Source organism: Bdellovibrio sp. HCB209 (assembly GCF_047306065.1).
In the GTDB taxonomy this organism is placed as follows: Bacteria; Bdellovibrionota; Bdellovibrionia; order Bdellovibrionales; family Bdellovibrionaceae; genus Bdellovibrio.
The window spans coordinates 1875909-1900417 of record NZ_CP178618.1 but is presented as its reverse complement, the minus strand read 5'-3'; the positions used below and the strand labels follow the sequence as shown (position 1 = coordinate 1900417).

General features: G+C 45.4%; 18 protein-coding genes and 1 tRNA gene. 1 reads left to right on the top strand and 18 read right to left on the bottom strand.

Translation table 11 applies throughout. From position 1 onward, the window contains the following. Positions 1 to 37 precede the first annotated feature (37 nt). The 17 genes from ACLVWP_RS09265 to miaB form a co-directional block, all read right to left on the bottom strand. Positions 38 to 113, bottom strand: a tRNA-Val gene (locus ACLVWP_RS09265). A gap of 198 nt (positions 114 to 311) precedes the next feature. Continuing rightward, positions 312 to 1049: an alpha/beta hydrolase gene (locus tag ACLVWP_RS09260; RefSeq protein ID WP_413561517.1), complete on the bottom strand. Its 738-nt coding sequence runs from the start codon at positions 1047 to 1049 to the stop codon at positions 312 to 314. 113 nt (positions 1050 to 1162) lie between these two features. Then, positions 1163 to 2554 carry an asparagine--tRNA ligase gene (gene asnS / locus ACLVWP_RS09255; RefSeq protein ID WP_413561516.1) on the bottom strand — a complete coding sequence of 464 codons (1392 nt, stop codon included), beginning with the start codon at positions 2552 to 2554 and terminating at the stop codon, positions 1163 to 1165. A gap of 59 nt (positions 2555 to 2613) precedes the next feature. Continuing rightward, positions 2614 to 4359: a substrate-binding domain-containing protein gene (locus ACLVWP_RS09250; protein ID WP_413561514.1), complete on the bottom strand. Its 1746-nt coding sequence runs from the start codon at positions 4357 to 4359 to the stop codon at positions 2614 to 2616. Positions 4360 to 4382: 23 nt separating this feature from the next. Then, on the bottom strand, positions 4383 to 6134 hold the full coding sequence (locus ACLVWP_RS09245; RefSeq protein WP_413561513.1) for a substrate-binding domain-containing protein: 1752 nt from the start codon (positions 6132 to 6134) through the stop codon (positions 4383 to 4385). A 40-nt stretch (positions 6135 to 6174) separates the two neighbouring features. Next, positions 6175 to 7095 carry a hypothetical protein gene (locus ACLVWP_RS09240; RefSeq protein ID WP_413561579.1) on the bottom strand — a complete coding sequence of 307 codons (921 nt, stop codon included), beginning with the start codon at positions 7093 to 7095 and terminating at the stop codon, positions 6175 to 6177. Positions 7096 to 7111: 16 nt separating this feature from the next. Then, the gene (locus ACLVWP_RS09235; protein ID WP_413561511.1) at positions 7112 to 8272 is read right to left on the bottom strand and encodes a hypothetical protein; all 1161 of its coding nucleotides are present in this window, start codon (positions 8270 to 8272) and stop codon (positions 7112 to 7114) included. A gap of 6 nt (positions 8273 to 8278) precedes the next feature. After that, positions 8279 to 11815: a DNA polymerase III subunit alpha gene (dnaE, locus tag ACLVWP_RS09230; RefSeq protein WP_413561508.1), complete on the bottom strand. Its 3537-nt coding sequence runs from the start codon at positions 11813 to 11815 to the stop codon at positions 8279 to 8281. Between the two features lie 36 nt (positions 11816 to 11851). After that, positions 11852 to 13108, bottom strand: a complete 1257-nt coding sequence (locus ACLVWP_RS09225; RefSeq protein ID WP_413561506.1) for an MFS transporter — start codon at positions 13106 to 13108, stop codon at positions 11852 to 11854. Between the two features lie 66 nt (positions 13109 to 13174). Beyond that, on the bottom strand, positions 13175 to 14113 hold the full coding sequence (locus tag ACLVWP_RS09220) for a hypothetical protein (protein WP_413561505.1): 939 nt from the start codon (positions 14111 to 14113) through the stop codon (positions 13175 to 13177). A 130-nt stretch (positions 14114 to 14243) separates the two neighbouring features. Beyond that, positions 14244 to 15767, bottom strand: coding sequence for a glutamine-hydrolyzing GMP synthase (guaA, locus tag ACLVWP_RS09215; protein ID WP_413561504.1), 1524 nt, complete (start codon positions 15765 to 15767; stop codon positions 14244 to 14246). 6 nt (positions 15768 to 15773) lie between these two features. Next, complete coding sequence (guaB, locus tag ACLVWP_RS09210) at positions 15774 to 17237, bottom strand: IMP dehydrogenase (protein WP_413561502.1); 1464 nt, start codon at positions 17235 to 17237, stop codon at positions 15774 to 15776. A 79-nt stretch (positions 17238 to 17316) separates the two neighbouring features. Further along, complete coding sequence (locus ACLVWP_RS09205) at positions 17317 to 17829, bottom strand: gamma carbonic anhydrase family protein (RefSeq protein WP_413561500.1); 513 nt, start codon at positions 17827 to 17829, stop codon at positions 17317 to 17319. Then, positions 17810 to 18970 carry a formylglycine-generating enzyme family protein gene (locus tag ACLVWP_RS09200; protein WP_413561498.1) on the bottom strand — a complete coding sequence of 387 codons (1161 nt, stop codon included), beginning with the start codon at positions 18968 to 18970 and terminating at the stop codon, positions 17810 to 17812. The genes ACLVWP_RS09205 and ACLVWP_RS09200 overlap by 20 nt, the downstream gene beginning before the upstream one ends. Positions 18971 to 19045: 75 nt before the next feature. Beyond that, a complete protein-coding gene (locus ACLVWP_RS09195) occupies positions 19046 to 21256 on the bottom strand; it encodes a cation:proton antiporter (RefSeq protein WP_413561497.1) in 2211 nt (736 codons plus the stop codon). Between the two features lie 61 nt (positions 21257 to 21317). Beyond that, positions 21318 to 21872: a bifunctional nuclease family protein gene (locus tag ACLVWP_RS09190; RefSeq protein WP_413561495.1), complete on the bottom strand. Its 555-nt coding sequence runs from the start codon at positions 21870 to 21872 to the stop codon at positions 21318 to 21320. After that, on the bottom strand, positions 21872 to 23245 hold the full coding sequence (gene miaB / locus ACLVWP_RS09185) for a tRNA (N6-isopentenyl adenosine(37)-C2)-methylthiotransferase MiaB (protein ID WP_413561578.1): 1374 nt from the start codon (positions 23243 to 23245) through the stop codon (positions 21872 to 21874). The genes ACLVWP_RS09190 and miaB overlap by 1 nt, the downstream gene beginning before the upstream one ends. Positions 23246 to 23300: 55 nt before the next feature. Here miaB and ACLVWP_RS09180 point away from each other — a divergent pair, with 55 nt between their 5' ends. Then, positions 23301 to 23924: a hypothetical protein gene (locus ACLVWP_RS09180; protein ID WP_413561494.1), complete on the top strand. Its 624-nt coding sequence runs from the start codon at positions 23301 to 23303 to the stop codon at positions 23922 to 23924. A 15-nt stretch (positions 23925 to 23939) separates the two neighbouring features. On the opposite strand, the gene ACLVWP_RS09175 is transcribed toward ACLVWP_RS09180, so the two are convergent. After that, the gene (locus ACLVWP_RS09175; RefSeq protein WP_413561492.1) at positions 23940 to 24383 is read right to left on the bottom strand and encodes a hypothetical protein; all 444 of its coding nucleotides are present in this window, start codon (positions 24381 to 24383) and stop codon (positions 23940 to 23942) included. Positions 24384 to 24509 lie beyond the last annotated feature (126 nt).

The window sequence follows — 24509 nt, the reverse complement described above, 5'->3', positions numbered from 1 at the left end:
AACATTCGGAGTGTTGAGGATTTTAGAGAGGAAAATTTGGTGCGAATAACTGGACTTGAACCAGTGACCTCTTCCATGTCAAGGAAGCGCGCTACCAACTACGCTATATCCGCACATAATTGGAAGAATAAATCTATCTGGCGCAGAGGCGATCCGCAAGAAATGACACACTCAGTAACCGAAGCGGTTGTGGATTTCGACCAAAAAGGAGGTCGAATCCAGCCGTCCCGCTTTAAATTGTCGTCCATTTAATACAGCGGACGCGGTGGTCTTTACCCAGGCTTGGCCCATAAGACCTCAAGTCCCACTTGTCATTTCTGACTAAGCCACTCACGAATATCTTGTAACATCGCTGGAGTGATCTGATGGCCTGCTGGATAACTTTTGAATTGATATTTAAAACCCGCATCTTTCAATACAGATTCTGTATTCTGCGCAAAGCTGTACGGAAGTTTTCCATCCTCCACACCATGAACCAATAAGACCTGTGGTGTGCGCGAATAACTGCGCCCCTTTATCTGCGCGGCAACTTCTTGCAAAGTTCTGCCGGAAATCGCAACGACGCCTTTCACCAATTCGGGCTCAGTGAACCCCAAAGAAAGTGACATAATAGTGCCCTGACTAAAACCCAAAAGGAAAACCTGACTAGGATCAATTTCGGGATTCAGATGAGAAAGATTTTTAATAAAGTTTTTCAGAATCACTCGCGAACTTTCCGCTTCGTCACGGTTGTGTTGCGGTCCTTGAGCTGTGAAGTTCACATGAAACCAAGCATAGCTATCCTGAGCCAACGTCAAAGGCCCACGCAGGCTATATACTGCAAAACGCGGATCGATAACCTCTGATAGATTAAACATGTCGGCCTCATTAGAGCCCACTCCATGCAATAATAGAATCACCGGAGCCTTCACCCCTGCCTGCACCTTTGCTGGGCGATAGAGATACCTTAAGGAGTTCTCGTTGTGATTCATACTCAACCTTTCCGTCAGAAATACAGACGCACACAGAACGATGGCGCCGACTGGGATAGTCCACTTTAAATTCTTCATTTTAAAATTATTATGAAAACGGCGGGAGAGGTAAGAAGACAAAATTGAATTACATTGTTTCAAATAAGGAACAATAAAAAAGGCGCCCCTGGGAGCGCCTTTTAAAAGACATACTAGAACAAAGCGTTGTTCGGCGTACGAGGGAATGGGATCACGTCACGGATGTTTGTCATACCTGTTACGTACATCAACATACGCTCAAAGCCCAGACCGTAACCCGCATGCGGGAAACTGCCGTATTTACGAAGATCTGTATAGAAAGAATAATCTTCTAGTTTCAGACCATGACCTGTCATGCGGCTTTCAAGAACCTCAAGGTTGTCTTCACGTTGTGAACCACCAATGATTTCCCCGATACCTGGAGCCAACAAATCCATCGCGCGAACAGTCTTACCATCCGCATTCAATTTCATATAGAACGCTTTGATTTCTTTCGGATAATCCGTCACGAACACAGGGCGTTTGAAGTGCTCTTCAGCCAAGAATCTTTCATGCTCAGATTGCATGTCAATTCCCCACTCGACGTTGAACTCAAACTTCTTACCAGACTTTTTCAAGATGTCGATCGCCTCAGTGTAAGTCACACGAGCAAAGTTATTGTTCAAAACGTTGTTCAACTTATCGAACAAACCTTTTTCGATGAATTGGTTGAAGAATTCCATTTCCTCTGGGCATTGCTCCATCACATAGCGGATGATGTACTTAATCATGTCTTCAGCCAATTCCATATTCGCTGACAAATCAGCAAATGCGATCTCAGGCTCAATCATCCAGAACTCCGCCGCATGACGAGACGTGTTCGAGTTCTCTGCACGGAATGTTGGACCGAATGTGTAGATATCACGGAAAGCTGCACAGAATGTTTCACCATTCAACTGACCAGAAACAGTCAGGTTCGTTTCTTTACCAAAGAAATCTTTAGAAGCGTCGATTTTGCCATCAGCCGTTTTTGGCGGATTGTCCAATTTCAATGTTGTTACACGGAACATCTCGCCCGCACCCTCAGCATCAGAGCCTGTGATGATTGGCGTGTTCACGTAAACGAAGTTTTGATCTTGAAAGAATTTGTGAATCGCATACGCCAACACAGAACGCACACGGAATACCGCAGAGAATGTGTTACCACGCGGACGCAAGTGGGCGATCTCGCGCAGGTACTCAAAGCTGTGACGTTTGTTTTGCAATGGATATTCAGCAGAAGCTTTTTGAATCACTTCCACTTTAGAAGCTAGAACTTCAAACGTTTGACCAGCCCCTTGGGATTTTACAACCTTACCAGTTACGATGATGGAGCTTGCGATGGAAAGCTTAGCAACTTCTTCGAAGTTCGCCATTTTTTCATCGAAAACAACCTGAACACCTTTAAAGAAAGAGCCGTCATTCAACTCGATAAAGCCAAAATTCTTTTGGTCACGGATCTTACGAACCCAACCAGACATATGGATTTCTTTATCCAGGAATTTTTCAGTTTCTCTAAAAAGTGATTTAACCAGAGTTGTTTGCATAGAAAGCCCTTTCAACTGACCTTCTATGATTATGTATTTTTCGCTATAAAATCAATATTTTAATCGCGAGTTAGCATGTTCCAGTCGGTTAAGTTGTAGCGACCCAAGATCTCCTGAAGACGTCCATTGCGGCGGGCCTGCTTGAGCCAGTCCGCCACTCCCATCCCCAAAACCTCTCCCTGGGGATTCTTTTTACGCCCCACCAGAACAAAAAAGCTAAAACCGGTAATAGAGGTCGGATAAAGATTAAACTGCCCCTTGTCCCGGACCTGATAATAACGAAGAACGTTATAATCCCCTAAAGCGACATCCATACGCTTCTGTGCCACGATGCGGAACATTCTTTCCACGACGTCAGATCCTGCCAATTTATGCAGCTTCTGGCCCTTAAATTCGTTTTCAATACGACCATCCTGCATCGCTAAGTCGAAATAGATAATCTTAGATTTTTCCAAAGACTGACGATCAATAACCAGGGGAGCTTTTCTCGACTTCGGCAAGATAGCGCCCGTATAATTCACACCTAATTGAGGTCCAACCACAACCACATCATCCATATAACGAACTAGTGATTCGGGTGCGATGATGTAATCAAGTTTACGCCCATCCAGACCTTGCTTAAGCCGTGACGGAGCCACATTTTCCAAACGCAGCTCAACTCCAATCTCGCGCGCCACATCTCCCAAAATTTCAAACACATATCCGGTCCAAACACCGGGACTTTTTTCGCAGATATAGGGACAAAGCGGTGTCGTTCCGATACGAACAATTTGCTTCTGATTCTGATCAAGCTCCTTACGAGAGTGAGCTTTCGATGCGGAGTTCTTGCTGGAGTCTTTTAAATTCGGAATCCCCATCCAGCCAGAATACTGATCAGCATTCTTTTGCGTAATCGGAAAAGTGGGAATGCGCGTTTTCTTTTCGACCGATTGTCCGTTTAAAGCTTTAACCAAAGTTCTCGCAGTCTCACGCCCCAGCTCTCCGCAATACTGAGCTGAATTGATAACCGTGGATTTACCCGCTCGAATGTTTTCAATCGAAGCCGGATCCCCGTCGAAAGTAACATGCTTGATCTCCGTGCGTTTTTTTGCCTGAAGCTCACGAACAACTTCAATGCCTCCACCATCATTGACGGTAAAAACCACATCGACGCTGTCTTTCGCTGGAAACTCTTTCAAGAATTGTTCGACGGCTGTTTTACCAGAAGCTGGATCCACCGCCTGATAGACGCCCACAACTTTGAAACGCACATTGTGCGCACGAAGTGAATCAAAGAAACCATCCACTCGTTCTGTTGTTGCAGACACCGAGGGATATTCAAACACGGCAATCTTAATCACCTGATCCGCTTTATATAAAGTTGCCAAGTAATCGCCATTGGCACGACCCGCAGCATAGTTTGCGCTAGTCAGGTAAGCCGCAAGCTCCCCGTTCACAATATACTGATCATAAGCGATCACTGGAATTCTTAATATATTTGCTTCCTGAAGACTCGATGCCAGAGTGGAATTGTCTGTAGGCTGAATGATGATGGCGTCAGGTTTATCGCGCAAAACACGTTGCATTTGCACTGCCTGATTTTCAATTCCCTTCCGACCTTCGCCGGCGACATAGGGAATCAGTTTGATTTGATTTTTACTTTTATTTTGATCATTGAAAGTTTGGACTTGTTCCTCGAGGCCCTTGCGCATAGCAACCTGACCTTCGATTTTCATACTCCAATAAAGAACTGCGACATTCCACTCTTTAGCAAAAACAGGGAGAGAAAAAACCAGCAACCACACAAATACAATAAACTTACGCATATGTAGTCAAATATGACTGATTTTTAATCGCGAGTCAGCATATTCCAATCAGTCAGATTGTACCGACCCAGAATTTCCTGAAGGTGAGTGTTTTTACGAGACTGCTTGAACCACTCATTCAATCCATCACCCAAGAGGTGAACCTGAGGATTCTTCTTAAGTCCAACCAAAACCAGAAAACTAAAGCCCGTTATAGACGTGGGGTAGAGAGTGAATTGCCCCTTGTCACGCAGCTGATAGTAGCGAAGCACGTTGTAATCACCGAGTGCTACGTCCATACGTTTTTGAGCGACAATTCTGAACATGCGCTCAACCACATCTGAACCTGAAAGCTTGTTCATCTTAAGACCTGTAAACTCCGCTTCGATACGACCGTCTTGCATGCCGAAGTCAGAATAGATGATGCGCATTTTTTCTAAAGAATAGCGATCAATCACATTGGGAGCTTTGGTGTTCTTAGAAAGCATCGCACCCGTATAGTTAACGCCTAATTGTGGGCCTACCACCATAATATCGTCCATGTAGCGAACCAGATATTCTGGAGCGATAATATAATCTAGCTTGCGATTTTCTAGGCCCTGTTTCAAACGAGTCGTGACCACGTTTTCCAAACGCAGCTCGACCCCCAGATCACGTGCCACCTCGCCTAAGATTTCAAAAACATATCCGGTCCAAACCCCTGGGCTCTTTTCGCAAATATAAGGGCAAAGGGGCGTTGTCCCGATTCGCAAAATACGTTTCTGGTTGCGATCAAACTCTTCGCGAGGAATTACCGCCGAACGCGTAGGTTCTACTTTTTTCGCCACAGGGGCTTTTGGAACTCCCATCCATCCGGGATATTCACTCAAGTTCTTTTTGGTAATCGGAAAGGTAGGAACACGAATTTTCTTCTCTACTGGTTTCCCGCTCATCACGCGAATCAGGGAGCGCGCTGTTTCACGCCCCAACTCACCACAGAACTGCGCTGAGTCTATAACTGTCGACTTACCCTCTTTGATATTCTCGACAGAAGCGGGGTCTCCATCAAAGGTCACATGTTTGATTTCGGTGCGTTTCTTAGCCTGAAGCTCTTTAACGATCTCCAGACCACCTCCATCATTCACTGTAAAGACAACGTCAACACTGCCTTTATCAGGAAAGTCTTTAAGAAATTTTTTAACAGCCGTACGCCCGGAATCAGGATCTACCGCTTGATAAACACCAACCACCTTAAAGCGCGTATTCTGCGCGCGAAGTGAATCAAAGAATCCATCCACACGTTCCGTTGTTGAAGACACTGCGGGATACTCAAAGACAGCAATCTTAATAACTTGGTCAGATTTAAACAGTGAGGTGACGTACTCCCCGTTGTCTTGACCGGCATTGTAGTTGGCACTCGTGATAAAAGCCGTGAGCTCTCCATTCACAATATACTGATCGTAAGCAATGACTGGGATTTTTAAAGAATTCGCTTCCTGCAAGGAAGACGCTAACGTGGAATTATCAGTTGGTTGTATGATGATGACATCAGGCTTTTCTTTCAGAGCCTGTTGCATTTGCGTAGCTTGATTCTCGATACCCTTGCGACCTTCTCCGGCCACGTAAGGAACCAGTACGATCGAGTTCTTACCTTTGTTTTCCTTGTTGTAGATTTCGACTTGTTCTTCGAGACCTTTTCGCATGGCCACTTGGCCATCGATTTTCATGCTCCAATAAAGAACGGCCACCTTCCAGTCTTTCGCAAAAGAGACTGAAGAGAGCATCATAAGAAAGCAAAGTGCAAAAATTGATTTCACACTTTGATAATATCCCTAATTATTTTTTAAAGACAGAAGATTAATAGAGTTCGATGCGGTCGTTTTCTTTGAAACCCGATCCACTATGAATGATTGCAATTGCGCCATCTGTACCGAAATAGGAAATGACTTCAAGAGTTCCTTTAAGACGACCTGGAGCGCGTCCAATATGCGTACCGCTCTCTGGATCATAAATATCATCACCGTCTTCCATGACCTTTAGAAGATCTCCCATTTGTAATCCAGAAATTTTGCCAACATTCAGGTAAATGCGATCACCTTGAATAGCTGCAATACGACCTTCCCAAGAAATTTTATCCAGAGCGGTCATTACTTGCGGAGTGAAATCCAAAAACGCATCTTTCACAATCACTTCAATCATGTCGGGATTGTTTTGCAAAAACTTGTCGCTCTCCACACGCTCAGCAACACGGACACCCTGATCTTTCAAAACAACAGTTTTAACAGTGTTGAAGATCTCATTTCCACCACGAGCGGAAACAACACGCACTTGTGCCACAACTTCGAATCCAGTTGTCAGTTGTCTAACGACACCCACATTATCTGATTTTCTTTTAATACGAATATCCAAGATGCGACCTTCAAGAACCGCGTTCACTCCTAAAGCACTTGCGGCCTTAGCAACATCGGTCATTTTATATCCACCTTGTGGATCCATCATTTTGGACAAATCTAAATTAAGTTCACGGCTATCCAAGGCGATAATATCACCGGAACGATTCAAATCCATAATGAATGCCGAGCGAGCACGATCACGCAGGTTTTGCGGACGTTTATCAGAGCTATCTAGGAACGGAAGAACCATCAGGCGTTTACGAGGAGAAGCATCGTCTTTAAGGGACACTTGATTCTCATCACGAACCTCGCGACGGGGGCCACCCGAGCGATCTACAGTCATACATCCCACCATGGACATCACAACTGCCAAAGCCAAAAACATTCTCACCGAGGCCTCCTTATTGCGCCAGTTTCAAAACGATCTCTTCGCGGTCTTCAGAAACTTTCACGAGTTTTTTGCCATTCACATCCAAAGCTTCCAGCTTTGTTGCAAGTTCCGTTGATGAAGCAGCTGTATCCACTTCAAAACTGACAGAGTCTGAACTTACCAAACGCTCTCTAATATTTTTAACTTGAGTCAATTGCGACCGAATACGCTCTTTCAACGCTTCCATAGAAGGCAGAGTGTGTTTACCCGTGATCGTCACACGAATAACCGAAGTGCCCACGGACCCACGCTGCCAAGCTTCGAACACTTGCGAAGCCAGGTCATTAGCCACAGCCTCAGAAACCTCGCGGAGCTTTTTATCAACCGCGCCTTCAAAAGAACCTTCAACATCATAACGACGAGAAACGTCAGCGATAGGACGCGCATTACTGACCTGGATAGCCGTCATACGCACCTCAATGCGATAACCCTTATCCGCCTTATTCATCAGCACCTGACCATCGATCATAACGGGCGCATTAAAGTACTGAGCAAAAAACTGAGCATCATCACCCGCCACGCGTTCATTCTGAAAGCTTGTCGGAACATTTGCACCCAAGCCCGCCTCAACAGGTTTTACCACAAAGAAATTATTCTTTTGGAAAGAGCTGCGTAAAGCGTCTTCGAGAGTGCGGCTTTGTTTAACTAGAAAACTTTGATTTTTATCCGAAGATTGTTGCCACCAACGGTAGCTACGGCCTTCCACGCGATCAACCATGCTGACCACAGGTAAAACCACAGGGATCGTGTCATTTTCGTTCAGCAACGAGTTGATCTGCAAAAGCTGTTTCAAATCCGACAATGAAACCTTCATCGCCACATTCATTTTGAATTCTTCACCTTCCTGCGTGATCGCCGAAGGCTTCACAAAAGGAATATAGCGCGCAGAAAGTTTAATAACTTTATTGGCGATCAAAGATTTATTCTTTGTATAGCGTTCTTCACCAATCAGATCGCGGATCACTTCTTCAGAGATCTTTTGAGCTGCTTGATTTTGAATATCCGCTTTCGCGGCTTGCGGTGTCGTCTGTTTGCTGGCGCCCGCAAAGTTGCGCTCAAGCAAATCTGCTTGTTGCGCAAAAACGGAAGTAGAGAAAAATAACAAGAAACCAATCAAAGCTGCAAATCGCATTATCCGTTACCTCAATTCGATAAAATCCGTTCGACCAAACAGAGAGTGAACTCCTTCAAAGAATTCATTGCTGACATTTACGCCGGAAGACTCACCTATATCCATCATCACACGGCGACTGACGTCTGGTATATCAATTTCCAGACTTACTGCCGTTGGACCGGGATTCTCTTTCATCAAAGAATGGAGTCGCCCGTAATCCTCGTGCGGGATACGATCCAGCCTAAAGACCATGCGCTTGGTTTTCTTTAAAATGTCTTCCATAGGAGAGACAGAATCCACCATGATCTTGGCATTGCCTTCCTCGACCTCAAGACCGCCACCGATCAACATCGGACGCTCGTCTTTCAGCATCTCCCCATTCTTAGCAAACGCATCTGGGAAGATCACAAGCTCCACTGATCCGGTTAAATCTTCTAGCTTACCGAAAGCCATACGCGTGCCTTTTTTCGTGATCAACTCACGAAGCTCGGTAATAAGACCAGCCACGATGACGCGTTTTTTCGCGGCATCGCGATTCTTCCAGTCCTTTTTCGCGGCCTGCATGGCTTCCCATTCAGGCGAGCCTTGAGCCGGCATTTGCGCTGGCAGATCCACGACCTTACAAGTTGTAAAGATCTCAGACAGAGTATCAAAGCCCTTCAAAGGGTGATCACTCAGATAGAAACCCAAGACCTCTTTCTCATAGGCCAAAGACGCCGTACGATTCCAAGGCTTCACTTCTTCCAGTTTAACAATAGTCTCTGTTGAAGGTCCCAAATCGAAAAGCGAAGACTGACCTAGCTCACGGTCTTTTTGCAGTCCTTGTGCGCGATCCAAGAACTTCTGATAACCAGCAATCAACTGAGCGCGATGTGCGCCGAAACCATCAAAGGCTCCCGCTTTAATCAAACACTCGATCACTTTTTTATTCACGCGACGAAGATCGATCGCATTAAAGAACTCATCCAAAGAGTTGAACTTTTTGTCTGGCATGTTTTCACGAGCCTCGACAATGGCTTCAACCGCATTCTGACCGACACCTTTGATACCCCCCAGACCGAAGTAAACTTCGTCACCATGGGCACCAAAGAAGTATTCAGAGAAGTTCACATGCGGAGACTTAACGGTGATACCGCGTTTCGCCGCATCCTTAGAGTACTTTACGATTTTTTCTGTGTCCGATAACTCGGTAGACAGCAACGCTGCAAAGAACTCAACCGGATAATGACACTTCAACCAAGCAGTCTGTAGCGTAACAACAGAGTAAGCAGCGGCATGGGATTTATTGAAACCGTAGTCCGCAAACTTATACATCAGATCAAACAACTCTGAAGAACGTTCCTTATTGTGTCCTCTTTCGATCGCACCCTTCATGAAACGTTCGCGATGCTGATCCATTTCCTCTTTGATTTTTTTACCCATCGCACGACGAAGCATGTCGGCTTCACCGAGTGAGTATCCGGCAATCTTGGAGGCGATACCCATAACTTGCTCTTGGTAAACCATGATCCCGTAAGTCTCTGACAAAACTTCGCGGGTATCTTCAAGCAAGTATTCAACCGGAGCTTTACCGTGCTTACGATCCGTAAAATCAGGAATGTTGGCCATCGGACCTGGACGGTACAATGACGTGATAGCAGTGATATCGGCAAATGATGACGGACGGATTTTACGAGTGGCATCGGTGATGCCCTCGCCCTCGAACTGGAACACCCCCGCTGTATCACCACGTGACATCATTTCGAAAGTGGGCGTATCGGTCATCGGAATCATGCGAGACGTGATCGTCTTACCGCGATTCTTTTTGATATGTTTCAACGCCATGTTGATATGAGTCAGGGTCTTCAGACCCAAGAAGTCGAATTTGATCAAACCGATTTTTTCGGCGTGCTTCATATCGTATTGAACGACTTGCTCGCCATCAGCACCTTTGTACAAAGGCGCATGCTTCACCAACTGACCATCACCGATGATAACACCGGCGGCATGGATACCTGCGTTTCGAACCATACCTTCCACTCGTTGTGCAAGGTCGATCAAAGTCGCAACCGTTGGATTCATTTCCATCATCTCGGTCAAACGAGGCTCCATCTCTAGAGACTCTTTCAAAGAGATACCCAATTTATCTGGAATCAATTTTGTTACTTGATCCACCTCAGCGAAGAGCATTCCCAAAACACGACCCACGTCTTTTAAGGCCGCACGAGTTTGCAATTTACCGTACGTGATGATCTGAGACACAGAAGCCTGTCCGTACTTCTGAGTTACATAACGAATCACTTCCTGACGACGATCCTGACAGAAGTCGATATCGAAGTCGGGCATGGAGATACGTTCTGGATTTAAGAAACGTTCGAAGAGTAGGAAGTTTGGAAGTGGATCCAAATCCGTAATTTTTAAAACGTAAGCGACAAGGGAACCGGCACCGGAACCACGACCCGGGCCCACAGGAATATCGTTATCCTTAGCCCAACCGATGAAGTCTTGGACGATCAGGAAGTAACCGTTGAATCCCATGCGATCGATGATACCAAGCTCGTAATCCAAACGCTTGTAGTAATCTGGTTTTTTATCTTCAGCGACGGGTTCACCGCGTTCCGCGGCTTCTTCGAAGCGTACAAGCAAACCTTCCTTTGAACGACGAGCGATGTCGTCTTTCAAAGTTACACCTTCGTCAGTCGGGAATGTTGGTAAGTGATAAATAGGCTTACCAGCGTCGTCTTTAAGTTTAAATTTAACATCGCAACGTTCTGCGATTTGCAAAGTATTGCTGACTGCCTCTGGGATATCCGAGAACAGGTCCACCATTTGCTCTGGCTTTTTGAAATAGAATTCATCCGTTCCCAAACGGAAACGACCTTCATCACTCAAAGTTTTATTGGTACCGATACAGATCAAAACCTCTTGGGCGATCTGATCGTCTTGAGTCATGTAGTGAACATCGTTACTTGCAACCACAGGCACACCGGTGATTTTAGAAGCTTCTAGTAAGAACGGATTGATTTGATCCCACTCAGGAACACCAGTACGGCACATTTCCAAATACAGGCGATCATCAAAGATTTCTTTCAGTTGACGGATTTTTGCAAGAGCGGCATCTGCGCCCTCTTTCATGAAAGCCTCAGCGACTTCACCACGAAGTCCACCCGTCAAACAGATCAAATCAGAATTGTATTCTTTGATAACTTCGTAATCGATACGTGGTTTCCAATAGAAACCTTCTTGGTAACCAATCGTTGAAAGCTTACAAAGATTTTGATAGCCTTTTGTATTTTGCGCCAGGAACACCAAACGACGTGGACCTTGCGCCACCTGATCACGATCTTGTTTTTTCTCCAAACGAGAACCCGGAGCCAAATAAGCATCAAGACCTAAAAGAGGTTTGACGTTATTGTCCTTACAAGCAAAGTAAAACTCAACGGCACCAAACATGTTGCCATTGTCAGTCAGTGCGACCGCCGGCATATTCATCGCCGCCGCTTTTTTAGCGATAGCTTTTACTCGGCAGGCAGCTTCTAAAAGGGAGTATTCTGAGTGGACGTGAAGATGAACAAAAGACATGCTAAATTCATATCTTAGCTATGTCCTTAATTCAAATTAGGAGCCTTGCGTTAACCCCTCTGTAGGCACTACTTTTGAGTCATCTTTAGCTTGACTCTTATAGCGCCAAAACTGAGGCAATAAAAAGCCTGTCAGAACCACCATAACGGCGCAAATAAGACCACCACTCGCAACACTGACAGGGACAGAATATTTCGCAGCAACCCATCCGGCGCGAGCATTTCCCAACAGAGGTCCCGACATGTAAGAGATCATTTCAATCCCCGACAAACGACCCCGCAAATGATTCGGTACAGTTTGATTCCAAATAATTCCGCGAAACAAACCACTCATCATATCTGCGGCACCCGCCAGAGCTAAAAACAGAACTGCGACCCATAAGTTTTGAGCAAAACCAACACCAATAATAAAGACCGCCCACAAGGTGGCAGCGATCACAACTGCTCGACCGTGATGAACAACTTTCCCCGTCCAGCCACTGAATAATGTCATCACTAAAGAGCCCACAGCCATTGCGGAAAACAAAGCTCCCGCAGCCGTTGCGCCTCCCCAGTTTTCCGACATCGCCGGAAACAAGGCGACCGGAAATGCAAACACCATCGCAACAATATCCACCACATAAGTGCCGATCAATTCTGGCTTTGAAAGAGCATACTTAAGGCCGACTTTTGCATCTTCCAGAGGAGAAACATCACGTTTTTCCGGCGCTGGCATACGACTCATCATCCACAATGCTATAAAGGCCGCGGCAAAACTGACGACGTCAAAAAAGTAAGCACCCTTTACGCCGAACTTTGCAATCAGAATACCACCCAGCGCAGGTCCCACAATCGCACCCACAGCCCAGCGGAAACTTCCTAACGCACCAATCGCAGGATAATCTTGAGGCTCGACAATTTTTTGAGTCATCGCCTCCATGGCTGGACGATGAAAACCCATGACGGATTGGAAAATCGCCACCAACACAAAGATCAACGGAACAGAAGGTTTTTCACGACACGCATTCAAGGCCTGCGCTAAAATAATGAGCGTCATGATAATTTCAGAAGTCAGAAGCAACTTACGACGATCCATACGATCTGCATAAGTTCCTCCTAAAATTCCGAAAACAAGAACGGGAACCAGTTGAACAAGTCCCAACATTCCCACTAACCAATTGTCTTTGGTGAGTTCATAGATCTCATAAGGAACAGCGACGTACGTCACCATACTTCCTAAAAGAGAAACCATTTGTCCGAAATAAAGAAGGCGGAAATCACGATACTTACGAAGGGGAGTCACATTAATGAGCATGAGCTATAATAATGAAACTCCCCGATTTTAGCAAGAAACGCTTAACAAAAGTAAATCAAATGAATTTTAGAGCGCCAGAGATCTGAGACTCACTCCCGATGGAACTGTTGCCTGCTCTAGGTTCAAGCGATCTTTCACGACGGGAATGATCACGGTTTTATCTCCCAAGCCACCGTTGAGCAAAATCTTAATCTGCACGCCCTCGACAGAATTCGCATCTGTACTGCCATCAATATTCCAAAGAGTTGCGATGTCGCGAGAAATTTCAATTTTATCGCTCTCAGCAGCCGCTGGATTCTTTTCTAAAGTCACGGCCAGCACACTTGGTGCAAAACCGTTATCGACCTCCATATCGATCTGTAAGCGCTGATAAAACTTACCGACAATTCCCATCTTAACTAAGGCCGTTTTTACTTTGCCAGAGGCAGGAGCGCCAAAGTCCGTATCCCGCGTACTATCCGCATTGATCACGCCAATATAGCGTTGGCGCAAAGTGGAGTTTGGAACATCCAACACAAAGGGATGCTGAACAGAAGAGTTCTCGCTAAAGGAGTTGAAAGAAATAATCAGATAACCACTGGCCACATCATAGATGCGATATCCCGTGCTGGCGCCACAACACTGTTCAAGCCCTGTCGTGACCAAACCAAATTCGTGATCGTAGTTAAGATAAGTAGCGTCCTCGGTCTTTTTCCAAACAGAGGTTTGCAGATTATTTCCCGTTAAAATTTCTAATTTTAAAAGCCCCGTGATGCCATCAACATCCAACGAGTATTTACGCTTCAAGCGACTGTCCACCAAGAACAGACTCTGAGTCATATCCGGATTGTAGCGCACGATCATTTCATAATCTTGGATGCTCTTTTGTACCTGACGAAGATTATTTAGATCCGTCACGTAACCGAAACTCGAGGTTCCTGCCGTTTGATAAAAGATCTGCTCCACTGCGAAAGCAGCGGCAGCCATGGAGACAATACCGAACAACACCCACTTAAAGCGTTTCACCGAAAGACCCCCTGTGTTTTAATTTCAAATCTGATGCTTTTAGGTTTATCAAATTACCCGACAAGCACTAGATCCAAAGTCAAAACACAAGTCGCTCTAACGATTATGTTTCATCGGCTTTCTTAAGAAATTACTCCCACTCTATAGTGCCAGGAGGCTTACTAGTCACGTCGTACACGACGCGATTTACGCCCTTAACCTTATTGGTGATTAAATTAGAAACCTCACGAAGGAAGGCAAACTCAAACGGATACCAGTCCGCAGTCATACCATCACTCGAAGTGACAGCACGCAAAGCCAGAACATGATCATAAGTTCTAGAGTCACCCTGTACGCCGACAGTTTTCACTGGCAAAAGTACACAGAAGGCCTGCCAGATTTTTTCATACAAGCCATGTTTGCGCAGTTGAGAGATGTAGACATCGTCCGCATCTTTTAAGATACGCAATTTTTCTGGAGTGACTTCACCCAAGACACGAATTGCCAAACCAGGGCCTGGGAACGGGTGACGCCACAATAAATCATGCGCGAGTCCCAACTGAGCACCCATCGCACGAACTTCATCTTTGAAAAGCTCACGCACAGGTTCTAATAATTTCAAATTCATCTTTTCTGGTAAACCACCCACATTGTGATGGGATTTGATCGTAACGCTACCACCGATGGACGAAACACTTTCAATCACGTCGGGATAAAGCGTTCCTTGAGCAAGCCACTTGATCGGCAAAGACTTATCATAACTCTTATCAAAGACTTCAATAAACACACGACCGATCGCCTTACGTTTATCTTCCGGATCTGTTTTACCAGCAAGGGCAGACATAAATTCCTGAGACGCATCCACGCCACGAACATTTAAGCCAAGACCTTCATAGTTTTTCAAAACTGTTTCGTATTCATTTTTACGAAGAAGTCCATTATCAACAAAGACACAATGAACGCGATCTGCTCCCAAAGCTTTCGTTAATAAAGTCGCTACGACTGTTGAATCAACACCGCCACTTAACCCCACAAGAACATGGTCCTCGGGAGCTACTTTTTTACGAATGTCCTCCATCAAATGATCTTTGATATGAGGTGCATCCCAGTCAGCAGGGGCTTTACACATATCCGCAGTGAAGTGCTTTAACAAATCCAAGCCATGTTCCGTGTGTGCCACCTCAGGATGGAATTGCACCGCCAGAACATTTTCACCACGAATCGCCGCGGGATGATCACCATCAGAGTTTGCGATGACTTTAAAGCCCTCTGGTGGAGTTTCAACCACGTCGCCATGACTCATCCATACTTTTTGTTTTTGCGGAACACCCTTTACGACGTCAGTCCATGTTACATAATTAAGGCCGTACTCACGATGCTGAGCTTTTGTAACTTTCCCACCCAAAGAATGAGTCAGTAACTGCATCCCATAACAAACGCAAAACAAAGGACTTATGCTACGAAGTTCCTGGATATTTCTTTGCGGAGCACCGGGTTCGTAAACCGAATTCGGGCCGCCACTCAGAATAATCCCATACGGATTCTTTTTGATGATTTCCTCAGTGGGATATTTGTAAGAATGAATCTCTGAATAATATCCCATTTCACGCAAACGGCGCGCAATCAACTGAGTAAACTGCGAACCAAAATCCAAAATGATAAAACCACGTAGCATAATATATTAACTTTCAATTCTGTAGTTCGGAGCTTCTTTAGTAATGCTGACATCGTGAACGTGAGATTCACGTAAACCCGCAGCACTGATACGTACGAATTTCGCACGAGCTTGAAGTTCATCGATATTCGCAGCACCCAAATAACCCATACCTGATTTCAAACCACCAACAAGTTGATGAATGATACCGGAAGCAGGTCCCTTGTAAGCAACCTTTCCTTCAATACCTTCAGGCACAAGTTTTTCATTGTCATCGATATCCATTTGACCATAACGATCTTTAGAACCCTTAGCCATAGCACCAATGGAGCCCATGCCACGATAAACTTTGTAACTACGACCTTGGAACAAGATCGTTTCGCCCGGAGACTCTTCAGCACCTGCAAGCAAGTTACCGATCATCACCGTATTTGCACCCAGCGCTAATGCCTTCGTGATGTCTCCCGAAAATTTAATACCGCCATCGGCGATAATTGTTTTTCCAGCTTTCTTAGCGATGCGAGCGCATTCCATCACCGCAGAAATTTGCGGCATACCAACACCAGCAACCACACGAGTTGTACAGATACTGCCTGGTCCCACGCCGACTTTGACAACGTCAGCTCCCGCATCCACCAAGGCTTTCGTGCCATCAGCAGTTACAACGTTACCAGCGATAATGATCACGTCTTTGAATTTTTTCGAAACGTGCTTCACCATATCCAAAACATTTTTAGAATGACCGTGAGCTGTATCCACACAGAGCACATCCACGCCCGCAGTCACCAAGGCTTCAGCACGCTCTGCAGAGTCCGTACCCACGCCAATCGCAGCACCCACAAACAAACGACCATGATTGTCTTTAGTTGCTTGCGGATAGTTTTTTGCTTTTTCGATGTCTTTGATCGTGATCAGGCCTTTAAGTTTTCCTTTGGCATCCACCACAGGAAGTTTTTCAATACGGTGTTTTTGCAAAATCTTTTTAGCTTCCTCAAGAGTCGTTCCCATTTTCGCTGTGACTAAGCTTTCCTTCGTCATCAAATTGCGAATCGGTTGATTGAAATTTTCTTCGAAACGCAAATCGCGATTCGTTAGAATCCCCACCAGGATTCCATCCACAGTGATTGGAACTCCACTGATAGAAAATTTCTCCATCAAATCCAAAGCTTCTTGCACAAGTTGATCTGGTCCCAAAGTGATGGGGTCCATAATCATACCGCTTTCATATTTTTTTACTTTTTCAACTTCGAGAGCTTGTTTCTCGATGGGAAAATTTTTGTGAATGATACCCAAGCCACCAAACTGAGCCATCACACGTGCCGTGCGATTTTCAGTCACAGTATCCATTGCCGCAGAAATCACAGGTGTGTTCAAAAATTTATCGCGGGCAAAGAAAGATCTCGGCACCACTTCTGTGGGAATGATTTCAGAAAATTGAGGAAGAAGTAAGATATCGTCGAAAGTCAGCGCAAAAGGGATTTCACGTTCCATATAAACTCCTGGTTTTCATTCTGTGTTGAATCAAGTCAGAGTTCAACAAGAAGACCTTCAGGAATTTGTCAGGTCTAGACTACTCGTACCAAGTTTTATAGAGCAGGTAGTTATCTGCTGATTTCTCAAGCAAAGCGACCTCTTCATCTGTCAGAGAGCGTTTTACTTTAGCAGGTCGCCCCATAACCAGACTGCGGGGAGGAATTTCGGTGCCCTCTGTCAGAAGAGAACCCGCTCCAATCAAGCAATGCTCCCCCACTTTTACGCCATCCATCAAAATGGAGCCCATTCCCACGAGTGTCGCACGACCCACTTCGCAACCATGCAACATAACTAAATGCCCAATAGTCACTCGGTCATGCAGAGTTGTTCCGTATTTGCCATATGTTCCATGAACAACGCTGCCGTCTTGAACATTGACCTCTTTGCCTAAGCGGATCGGCATGACATCACCACGAATCGTGACATTGTACCAAATTGAAGAACCCTCGCCGACCTCAACATCACCAATAAGGCGTGCATTGTCTGCGATAAATACTTTTTCTCCAACAACAGGAGTTTTTCCACGGGCTTTAACGAAAGGACTGCTCATAAGAACCTCGGAACAATCGTACCACAGGAGGATCTGAAGTGACCAGACGAAAACCCACTTGTGGCGAACCACTCCAGATATCGCCGCGTCTACGTGCGCCAGGATCTAAATTTGAACAATAGGAATCCGTGCACAAATAAGATCCACCTTTTTGCACACGCTTTCTTTCAGTGGGATCATTGCTTTTCTCTGACGTTTTCGGACCTTCAGGGTTTACCACCACAGATTGCCCCGCAAGACTGTCGTAGTAATCCGCACGAAACCAATCAGAAACCCACTGCCAAACATTACCCGTCATATCGTAAAGCCCATATCCATTCGGAGGATAGCTTCCCACTGGAGACAAACCTTTGTGACCATCTTCGGCAGAATCATAGTACGGAAAATTTCCCTGCCAGGTGTTGGCCATAAATTTTCCCTCGGGTCTAAAATCATGTCCCCAAGTATAGGGCATGCGATCAAGTCCCCCACGTGCTGCGAATTCCCACTCAGCCTCTGTGGGCAAACGTTTTCCACGCCAGCGCGCATACTCCTCAGCATCCGCATAGGAGATATGAATCACGGGCATAAGTTCACGCCCATCGATACTACTCATTGGACCTTCGGGGTGTCGCCAATTTGCTCCCACCTGCCAACGCCAATACACGGAACTAGAAATTCCCAAATCTGTTCTTTCGATGCGCGGGCTAAAGATGATCGCGCCGGGCTCCAAAAGCTCCAACGGAAGATCAGGATGATCCTTCGGGTCCAAGCGTCGCTCGGCCACCGTCACGTATCCGGTCTCGTCGGTAAATTCTTTGAAATCACGATTGGTGACTAAGTATTGGTCCATCCAAAATCCATCGACATGAACTTTATGAATAGGTTGCGCATCAAGGACTTCAGGATTTTGACTTCCCATCCAGAATTCACCACCAGGAATCCATACCATGCTCTGGCTAAAATCAGGATTTGCGGGATTCATGGCTTTTTCGGCATCACCGAAAAGCATCGGTTCTTCATCAAGATGTCGGATCATCATTTCATCATCAAACGAAACCGTTTGATCCGGCAAAAAGGTAGAGCCTCCAACAAAGAGACTCCCAAATAAAATGAAGACGGGAAAGATAAGAATCTTTTTAGAAAACTTTGTATGAATCATGACCGAAGCCCCTCTTACAAAACTCTTGAAGATACTCTCATGAGTTTCGCGCCGAAGAGGCTTGTGGTCAAATTTCTATTCGGACACAAACCAGACTAGATCACCGGCTTGCAAAACCGTTCCTGCAGAGGGTCCTAGGATTCTTTGAGCACCGCGCTCGATACAAACGACCAGGATTTTACGAGCCTCACGAATCCCACTCTCGCGAATGGTCTTACCCAAATAGGACTCTTCATTTTCAACAACAAAGGAACCCATTTGATACTTAGGAGATTCGGCTTCAACCCATTTCGTATCGTTTTTATAAGCTTCGATTTTGTGATTCAAATCCGCAAGCTCTTGCTCGCTTCCGAAACACACAATTTTATCGTAAGGCCATAAAACAAAATCGCCAGAAGGAGCAAAGAATCTACGACCCGCGCGCACCACAGAAGCGATAGTCACGCCGAAACTTTCTTTAAATTTCAAATCACGCAAGCTGCAACCAACCCAATTAGAATCTGTTGCCACCTCAAGAACACTGATTGAAGCATCCCAAGGCAGAGCCAGTTGAGTGATCTCATCACGCTTCGCGATCTCTTCACGGTCTTTCTCTGTTAAGTTTGACAAGAATTCACCCTCAAAAAACTTGTAAACTTTTTCACCGTAACGATAGCCCAAGACCGACATCACTAGCACCGCACCGATAATGGCACCGGAAGCCGCTTTGATCGACACAAACTGAGCCACCATCACCGACAGCAAGAAAATACCCAACAAGATACGTGCGATGGTCACACCGGCAATCAAACGACGAAGGCGCGCAATCGCATCCACGTCTTGCGATGCTTTTTTAGATGGACGTCCCTTTACCAAACCCCAAAAGAATGGAACCGAGAAGATCATACAAAGCATCAAGCTTAAACCATTCACGTATCGGAAATCTGGCAACAACTGCTGCAAATAGACAGCTGCGTATTTTTTAAATCCGAACGTCAAAGCCAAGATCACCACGACATTCAAAATGATCTTCATGCCTAAGGCCTCAACAATCAACGAACCGACACTGCGGTCTCCGGATTGTTGGAAAGACTTTTTATAGTTATCCAATAGGTTTTTGATTTTATCCGGCAACAAGGAATCTAGCTTCTCTGACAAATAGCCCGAGGACTTAATCATGTACGGAGTCGTGAACGTCGTTACCGCGGACACCGCTACGGCCAACGGATAAATGAAGTCACTCGTCACTTTTAAAGTCGTCCCTAGGGCCGCGATAATGAACGAGAACTCCCCGATTTGCGCCAAGCTCATACCCGACTGCATCGAGATCTTACGACTTTGTCCCGAGAACAAAGCACCCAAATAAGTACTGATAAACTTACCAAAAATCGTCACGAACGTCAGAAGCAAGATCAACCCCGGTTGATTGATGATGACGTTGGGATCAATCATTGTACCTACGGATACAAAGAAGACCGCCGCGAAAAGATTTTTCACCGGACTGATGAGCTTTTCAATGTGGTGACCTTCTTGAGTTTCAGCCAGCAACGAACCCATCACGAAGGCACCCAACGCTGGAGAGAATCCCGCCAACGAAGAAATCGCCACCATCATCAAGCACAGACCGATCGAAACAATCAGCGTCGTTTCTTCTTCTAACAAGGAACGGATTTTTCTTAGGAAAATCGGCAACAGGAAAATACCGACAACGAACCACAACAGGATAAAGAACACCATGCGCAAGGTCACCGTGAACAGCGACCCCATGTTGAGCCCCTCACTCATCGCAAGCGACGGCAACAAGACCAACAAAAGAACAGCCACGATGTCTTCAACGATCAGGATACCAAAAACCAGCTCAACGAAACGCTGGCCCTTCATATTCAATTCTTGGAAGGCACGAACGATAATCGTTGTAGAAGAAATTGAAAGAACCCCACCCATGAACAAACTGTCGATGGAATTCCAACCAATCAAACGCCCGACTAAATATCCGAGCCCGACCATGAAGACGACTTCAAAAACCGCAGTAAAGCCAGCGGATCCACCAACCTTCACTAGTTTCTTAAAGCTGAACTCTAACCCGAGACCGAACAACAGGAAGATCACGCCGATCTCAGCCCATGTCTGAACACTCGCCTTATCTTGAATTGTCGGAAGCCACGGGAAATGTTGGCTCACAAGGAAGCCCGCAACCAAATAGCCCAAAACCAATGGTTGGCGGAGTTTTTTAAACAGCAGGGTCACCAAGGCGCCCACTACCAGAATTATCCCAAGATCGTAAATTAATGGTGGTAGATGAATCATGGCCCTATTGTTTCAACAACAGAGCTTTAACACAATTTGCGGTACAGCATTTTAACAAATATTAATTCAGATAGCGTGGCTTTTCGCCAGACATGTTTTGAAGTACGTGAGAATTACTTTCTACAGCGGCATTCATCACTTTCGAACGGCCAATATAATTTTTTGTCGCATAAATCGGCGTATCCAAATGCAAACACAAAGACATTGCCTCATCAGCACGCACTTTAATTGAATTGGTCTTAGGATGACCTGACAAATAAAGACGAACATATTGGCTGGCACCTTTGATCTCAACAAATACGGCCTGACGAATCTCAATCCCTAAGGACTCCATCAAAAGTTGTGTGAACTTATGGGGAGTAGATTCTGCGATACTTTTGTTAGACTGGGATAAAGTCACACCCGCTTCGATCGGAGAAACCGCCACCGGCAGAGTGTGCACATGTGCTTCATCTTTCAGCAATAGAAACGGACGAGACACATCCCCTGTCACCGAAAGACCATACGGAAACAAACGCACCAGGTCTTCCTGGTGAAATGTCTCTTCGTCTTCTGATTCCTCAGCAAAGATGATCTGCGCTTTTAGATTTTTTAAATCCAAAATATCTTGTTTCATTATTGAACTAGCTCTCCGTGGAATGTCGCAGGGAATGCACGAGTGATTCTAACGTCCACTGTTTTCCCGATCAAATCAGGAGAACCCTTTAAGTGAACAAGCTTATTCCCAGTACTACGACCATGAACTTTGCCTTCTTCGCGGTCCGTATTTTCAACCAAGACTTTCATAACTTGGTTTTCATAACGTTTCACCATATCGAAAGACATCTTATCGTGGAAATCAAACAGGCGATTTAAGCGCTCTGTTTTAATTTCCTCAGCAACTTGGTCTTCAAATTTTGCAGCCTTCGTAAATGGACGAGGCGAGTACTTAAACGCAAAGATCGTTTCAAAGCCACCCTCTTCAACCATGCGAACTGTATCCATGAAGTCCTCTTCAGTTTCACCAGGGAAACCCACGATGATGTCTGTCGAGAAAACAACGTTTGGAATGGATTTACGAAGCATCGCGATTTTTTCCAAATACTCTTCACGAGTATAGATGCGGTTCATGCGCTGTAAAACGCGCGTGCTGCCGCTTTGGAAAGGCAAATGGATGTACTCCATGATTTTGTCTTGATGCTTAGCCATCGTATCCGCAAGCTTTTGGTTAAAGTCTTTGGGATGAGATGTTGTGAAACGAATGCGCTCAACATCCGTCTCTGTCGCCACTTTGGCCATCAAATCTGCAAAATCCACATCGCTGTCAGAGTATGAATTTACGTTTTGACCAAGCAACGTCACTTCCTTCATTCCGCGTTTCACCAAATGGCGAATGTCCGTCAGAATGTGCTGCAATGGACGAGATTTCTCGCGACCACGAGTGTAAGGAACAACACAGAATGTACAGAAATTATCGCAGCCCTTAGTGATGTTCACGAAAGTCGCGACACCTGGATTACGAACCATTGTTTCGATGTGATAAGGCGCACGATGCTGGAATTTAGCATTGATGCGCTTTTCACGATCCATAAAGCTATCCGCAACCAAGTACGGAAGACTGTCGATCTGATCCGTACCAAATACGAAATCGATCATCGGTTGATTCTTAATCAGGTTTTCTTTTTCTTGCTGACCTACGCAACCGCCAACGCCGATACGTAGCTCGGGGTTTTTCTCTTTCATTTTTCTGAAAGTACCCACTTCGGAATAAACCTTGTGAACTGGTTTTTCACGAACGCTGCAAGAATTGATGATGATCAAAGACGCTTCCTCCGGCGTTTGCACCGGAACAAAGTTTTGCATCTCTAGCAAAGAGTGCATGCGTTCAGTATCATTCACATTCATCTGACAACCGTAAGTAGAAATGTAGACACCACGGCCCTGACCGACATCTTGATTCATGCCTTGAATTTGATTTGTGATTTCAGGATTTTGGCTCACTTCATCCACAGTTCTTACCTCTTGTGTCATCAAAGAAAGTGAGTTATAGAGGAGCACTTTAGAAATGTCAAAGTTCGAGGAGCCCTTCTCTATGAATCCAAGACTGAAAAGTTCCAAAAAATGGACTAATTTTCCCAAAGAGTACTCAGATCAAATTCAAGCGGTGTTCAATGAGAATTTCGCTCAATACCTAGATGACGGCGAGCTGATCATCGAAGGTCGTATCTACACTGAGGAAATTGTGCTGCGCGTTGGATATCACGAAAGCGGCCGCTTAGCTCAAGCAAACTTCGAAGTTTCCATGAACTACTCTCAAGAGCAACAAGACGCCGTCACTCGCATTCATAACTGCGTGGATGCAGCAGCGTCGATGATGATGGAATACTTTGAAAAAGAAGGCGAAGTTGATTTCCCTTACGTATGGCAAGAATTCCCATTCCAAGGCAAAAAACTTTATCTTCAATACTCCACTGAAAACTCAAACCTGGAAGCAGAAGCCAACAGACTTTTGGGAGTGGACGACGATGCCATGGTAAATGAAGAAAATGAATCGGAAGATGCTTTGGCTCGCGCAGAAAAAAACGAGGAACTAAGCCCTCCCCGCGACGACGAAGATTATCAAGACGAAGACGATTATCAGGATGATGAAGATTCAGACGATGATGACGATAAAAAAAAGCTCCACTAGGAGCTTTTTTCTTTTCTAATCTTTAGAGACAGAACACCAAAGTTCCGCCCAAGCTATTTGTCCCAAACCCTTCTTTTTCATCAGGGCTTGAGTCTCATCTGGCAGACGAACAAAGAGATTCAGTTCGTTACTTAAAACAGTGTTCTTAACTTTGCTCAAAAGAACTTTGGACTTTACGTCCCAAATATTCAGCGACAGCACATTGCGCCCGTCTTGATCTTTTTTGATACCGGCTTGAACCTTAACAAAAGCATCAGACACCGTCGCACTTTTCCCAACGATCACATTGATATCCAGTTTGGAATTATCGATGTCTTCGTAGGCTTCGGGCACTTCACCGCCCGCCTTATTTTCAGCATTATAAAGCACGCCACAAGTGAGCTTTTCTGAGGCCTCACTAGAAGCCGCCAGGGCGTTGGCTACGGCAAAAGTCACCAATAGCGCAATTAGGATTCTCATAGGGAACTCCTTCAAAGAATGAAGGTTTTTATCATATTAGAGATGGAATGTGCGGTATTTGCCTGGAACCTATCGAAAATACAGGACTGTAAACGAAAAAGGCTCACCCCATATGATGGAAGTGAG

Bases quoted from the DNA above. Each gene is read 5' to 3' on its own strand.
- ACLVWP_RS09180 (WP_413561494.1), top strand. From the start codon at position 23,301: ATGTCAAAGTTCGAGGAGCCCTTCTCTATGAATCCAAGACTGAAAAGT.
- ACLVWP_RS09260 (WP_413561517.1), bottom strand. From the start codon at position 1,049: ATGAAGAATTTAAAGTGGACTATCCCAGTCGGCGCCATCGTTCTGTGT.
- dnaE (WP_413561508.1), bottom strand. From the start codon at position 11,815: ATGTCTTTTGTTCATCTTCACGTCCACTCAGAATACTCCCTTTTAGAA.
- ACLVWP_RS09240 (WP_413561579.1), bottom strand. From the start codon at position 7,095: ATGTTTTTGGCTTTGGCAGTTGTGATGTCCATGGTGGGATGTATGACT.
- ACLVWP_RS09205 (WP_413561500.1), bottom strand. From the start codon at position 17,829: ATGAGCAGTCCTTTCGTTAAAGCCCGTGGAAAAACTCCTGTTGTTGGA.
- ACLVWP_RS09250 (WP_413561514.1), bottom strand. From the start codon at position 4,359: ATGCGTAAGTTTATTGTATTTGTGTGGTTGCTGGTTTTTTCTCTCCCT.
- ACLVWP_RS09225 (WP_413561506.1), bottom strand. From the start codon at position 13,108: ATGCTCATTAATGTGACTCCCCTTCGTAAGTATCGTGATTTCCGCCTT.
- ACLVWP_RS09175 (WP_413561492.1), bottom strand. From the start codon at position 24,383: ATGAGAATCCTAATTGCGCTATTGGTGACTTTTGCCGTAGCCAACGCC.
- ACLVWP_RS09200 (WP_413561498.1), bottom strand. From the start codon at position 18,970: ATGATTCATACAAAGTTTTCTAAAAAGATTCTTATCTTTCCCGTCTTC.
- ACLVWP_RS09195 (WP_413561497.1), bottom strand. From the start codon at position 21,256: ATGATTCATCTACCACCATTAATTTACGATCTTGGGATAATTCTGGTA.
- guaA (WP_413561504.1), bottom strand. From the start codon at position 15,767: ATGCTACGTGGTTTTATCATTTTGGATTTTGGTTCGCAGTTTACTCAG.
- ACLVWP_RS09190 (WP_413561495.1), bottom strand. From the start codon at position 21,872: ATGAAACAAGATATTTTGGATTTAAAAAATCTAAAAGCGCAGATCATC.
- asnS (WP_413561516.1), bottom strand. From the start codon at position 2,554: ATGCAAACAACTCTGGTTAAATCACTTTTTAGAGAAACTGAAAAATTC.
- guaB (WP_413561502.1), bottom strand. From the start codon at position 17,237: ATGGAACGTGAAATCCCTTTTGCGCTGACTTTCGACGATATCTTACTT.
- ACLVWP_RS09235 (WP_413561511.1), bottom strand. From the start codon at position 8,272: ATGCGATTTGCAGCTTTGATTGGTTTCTTGTTATTTTTCTCTACTTCC.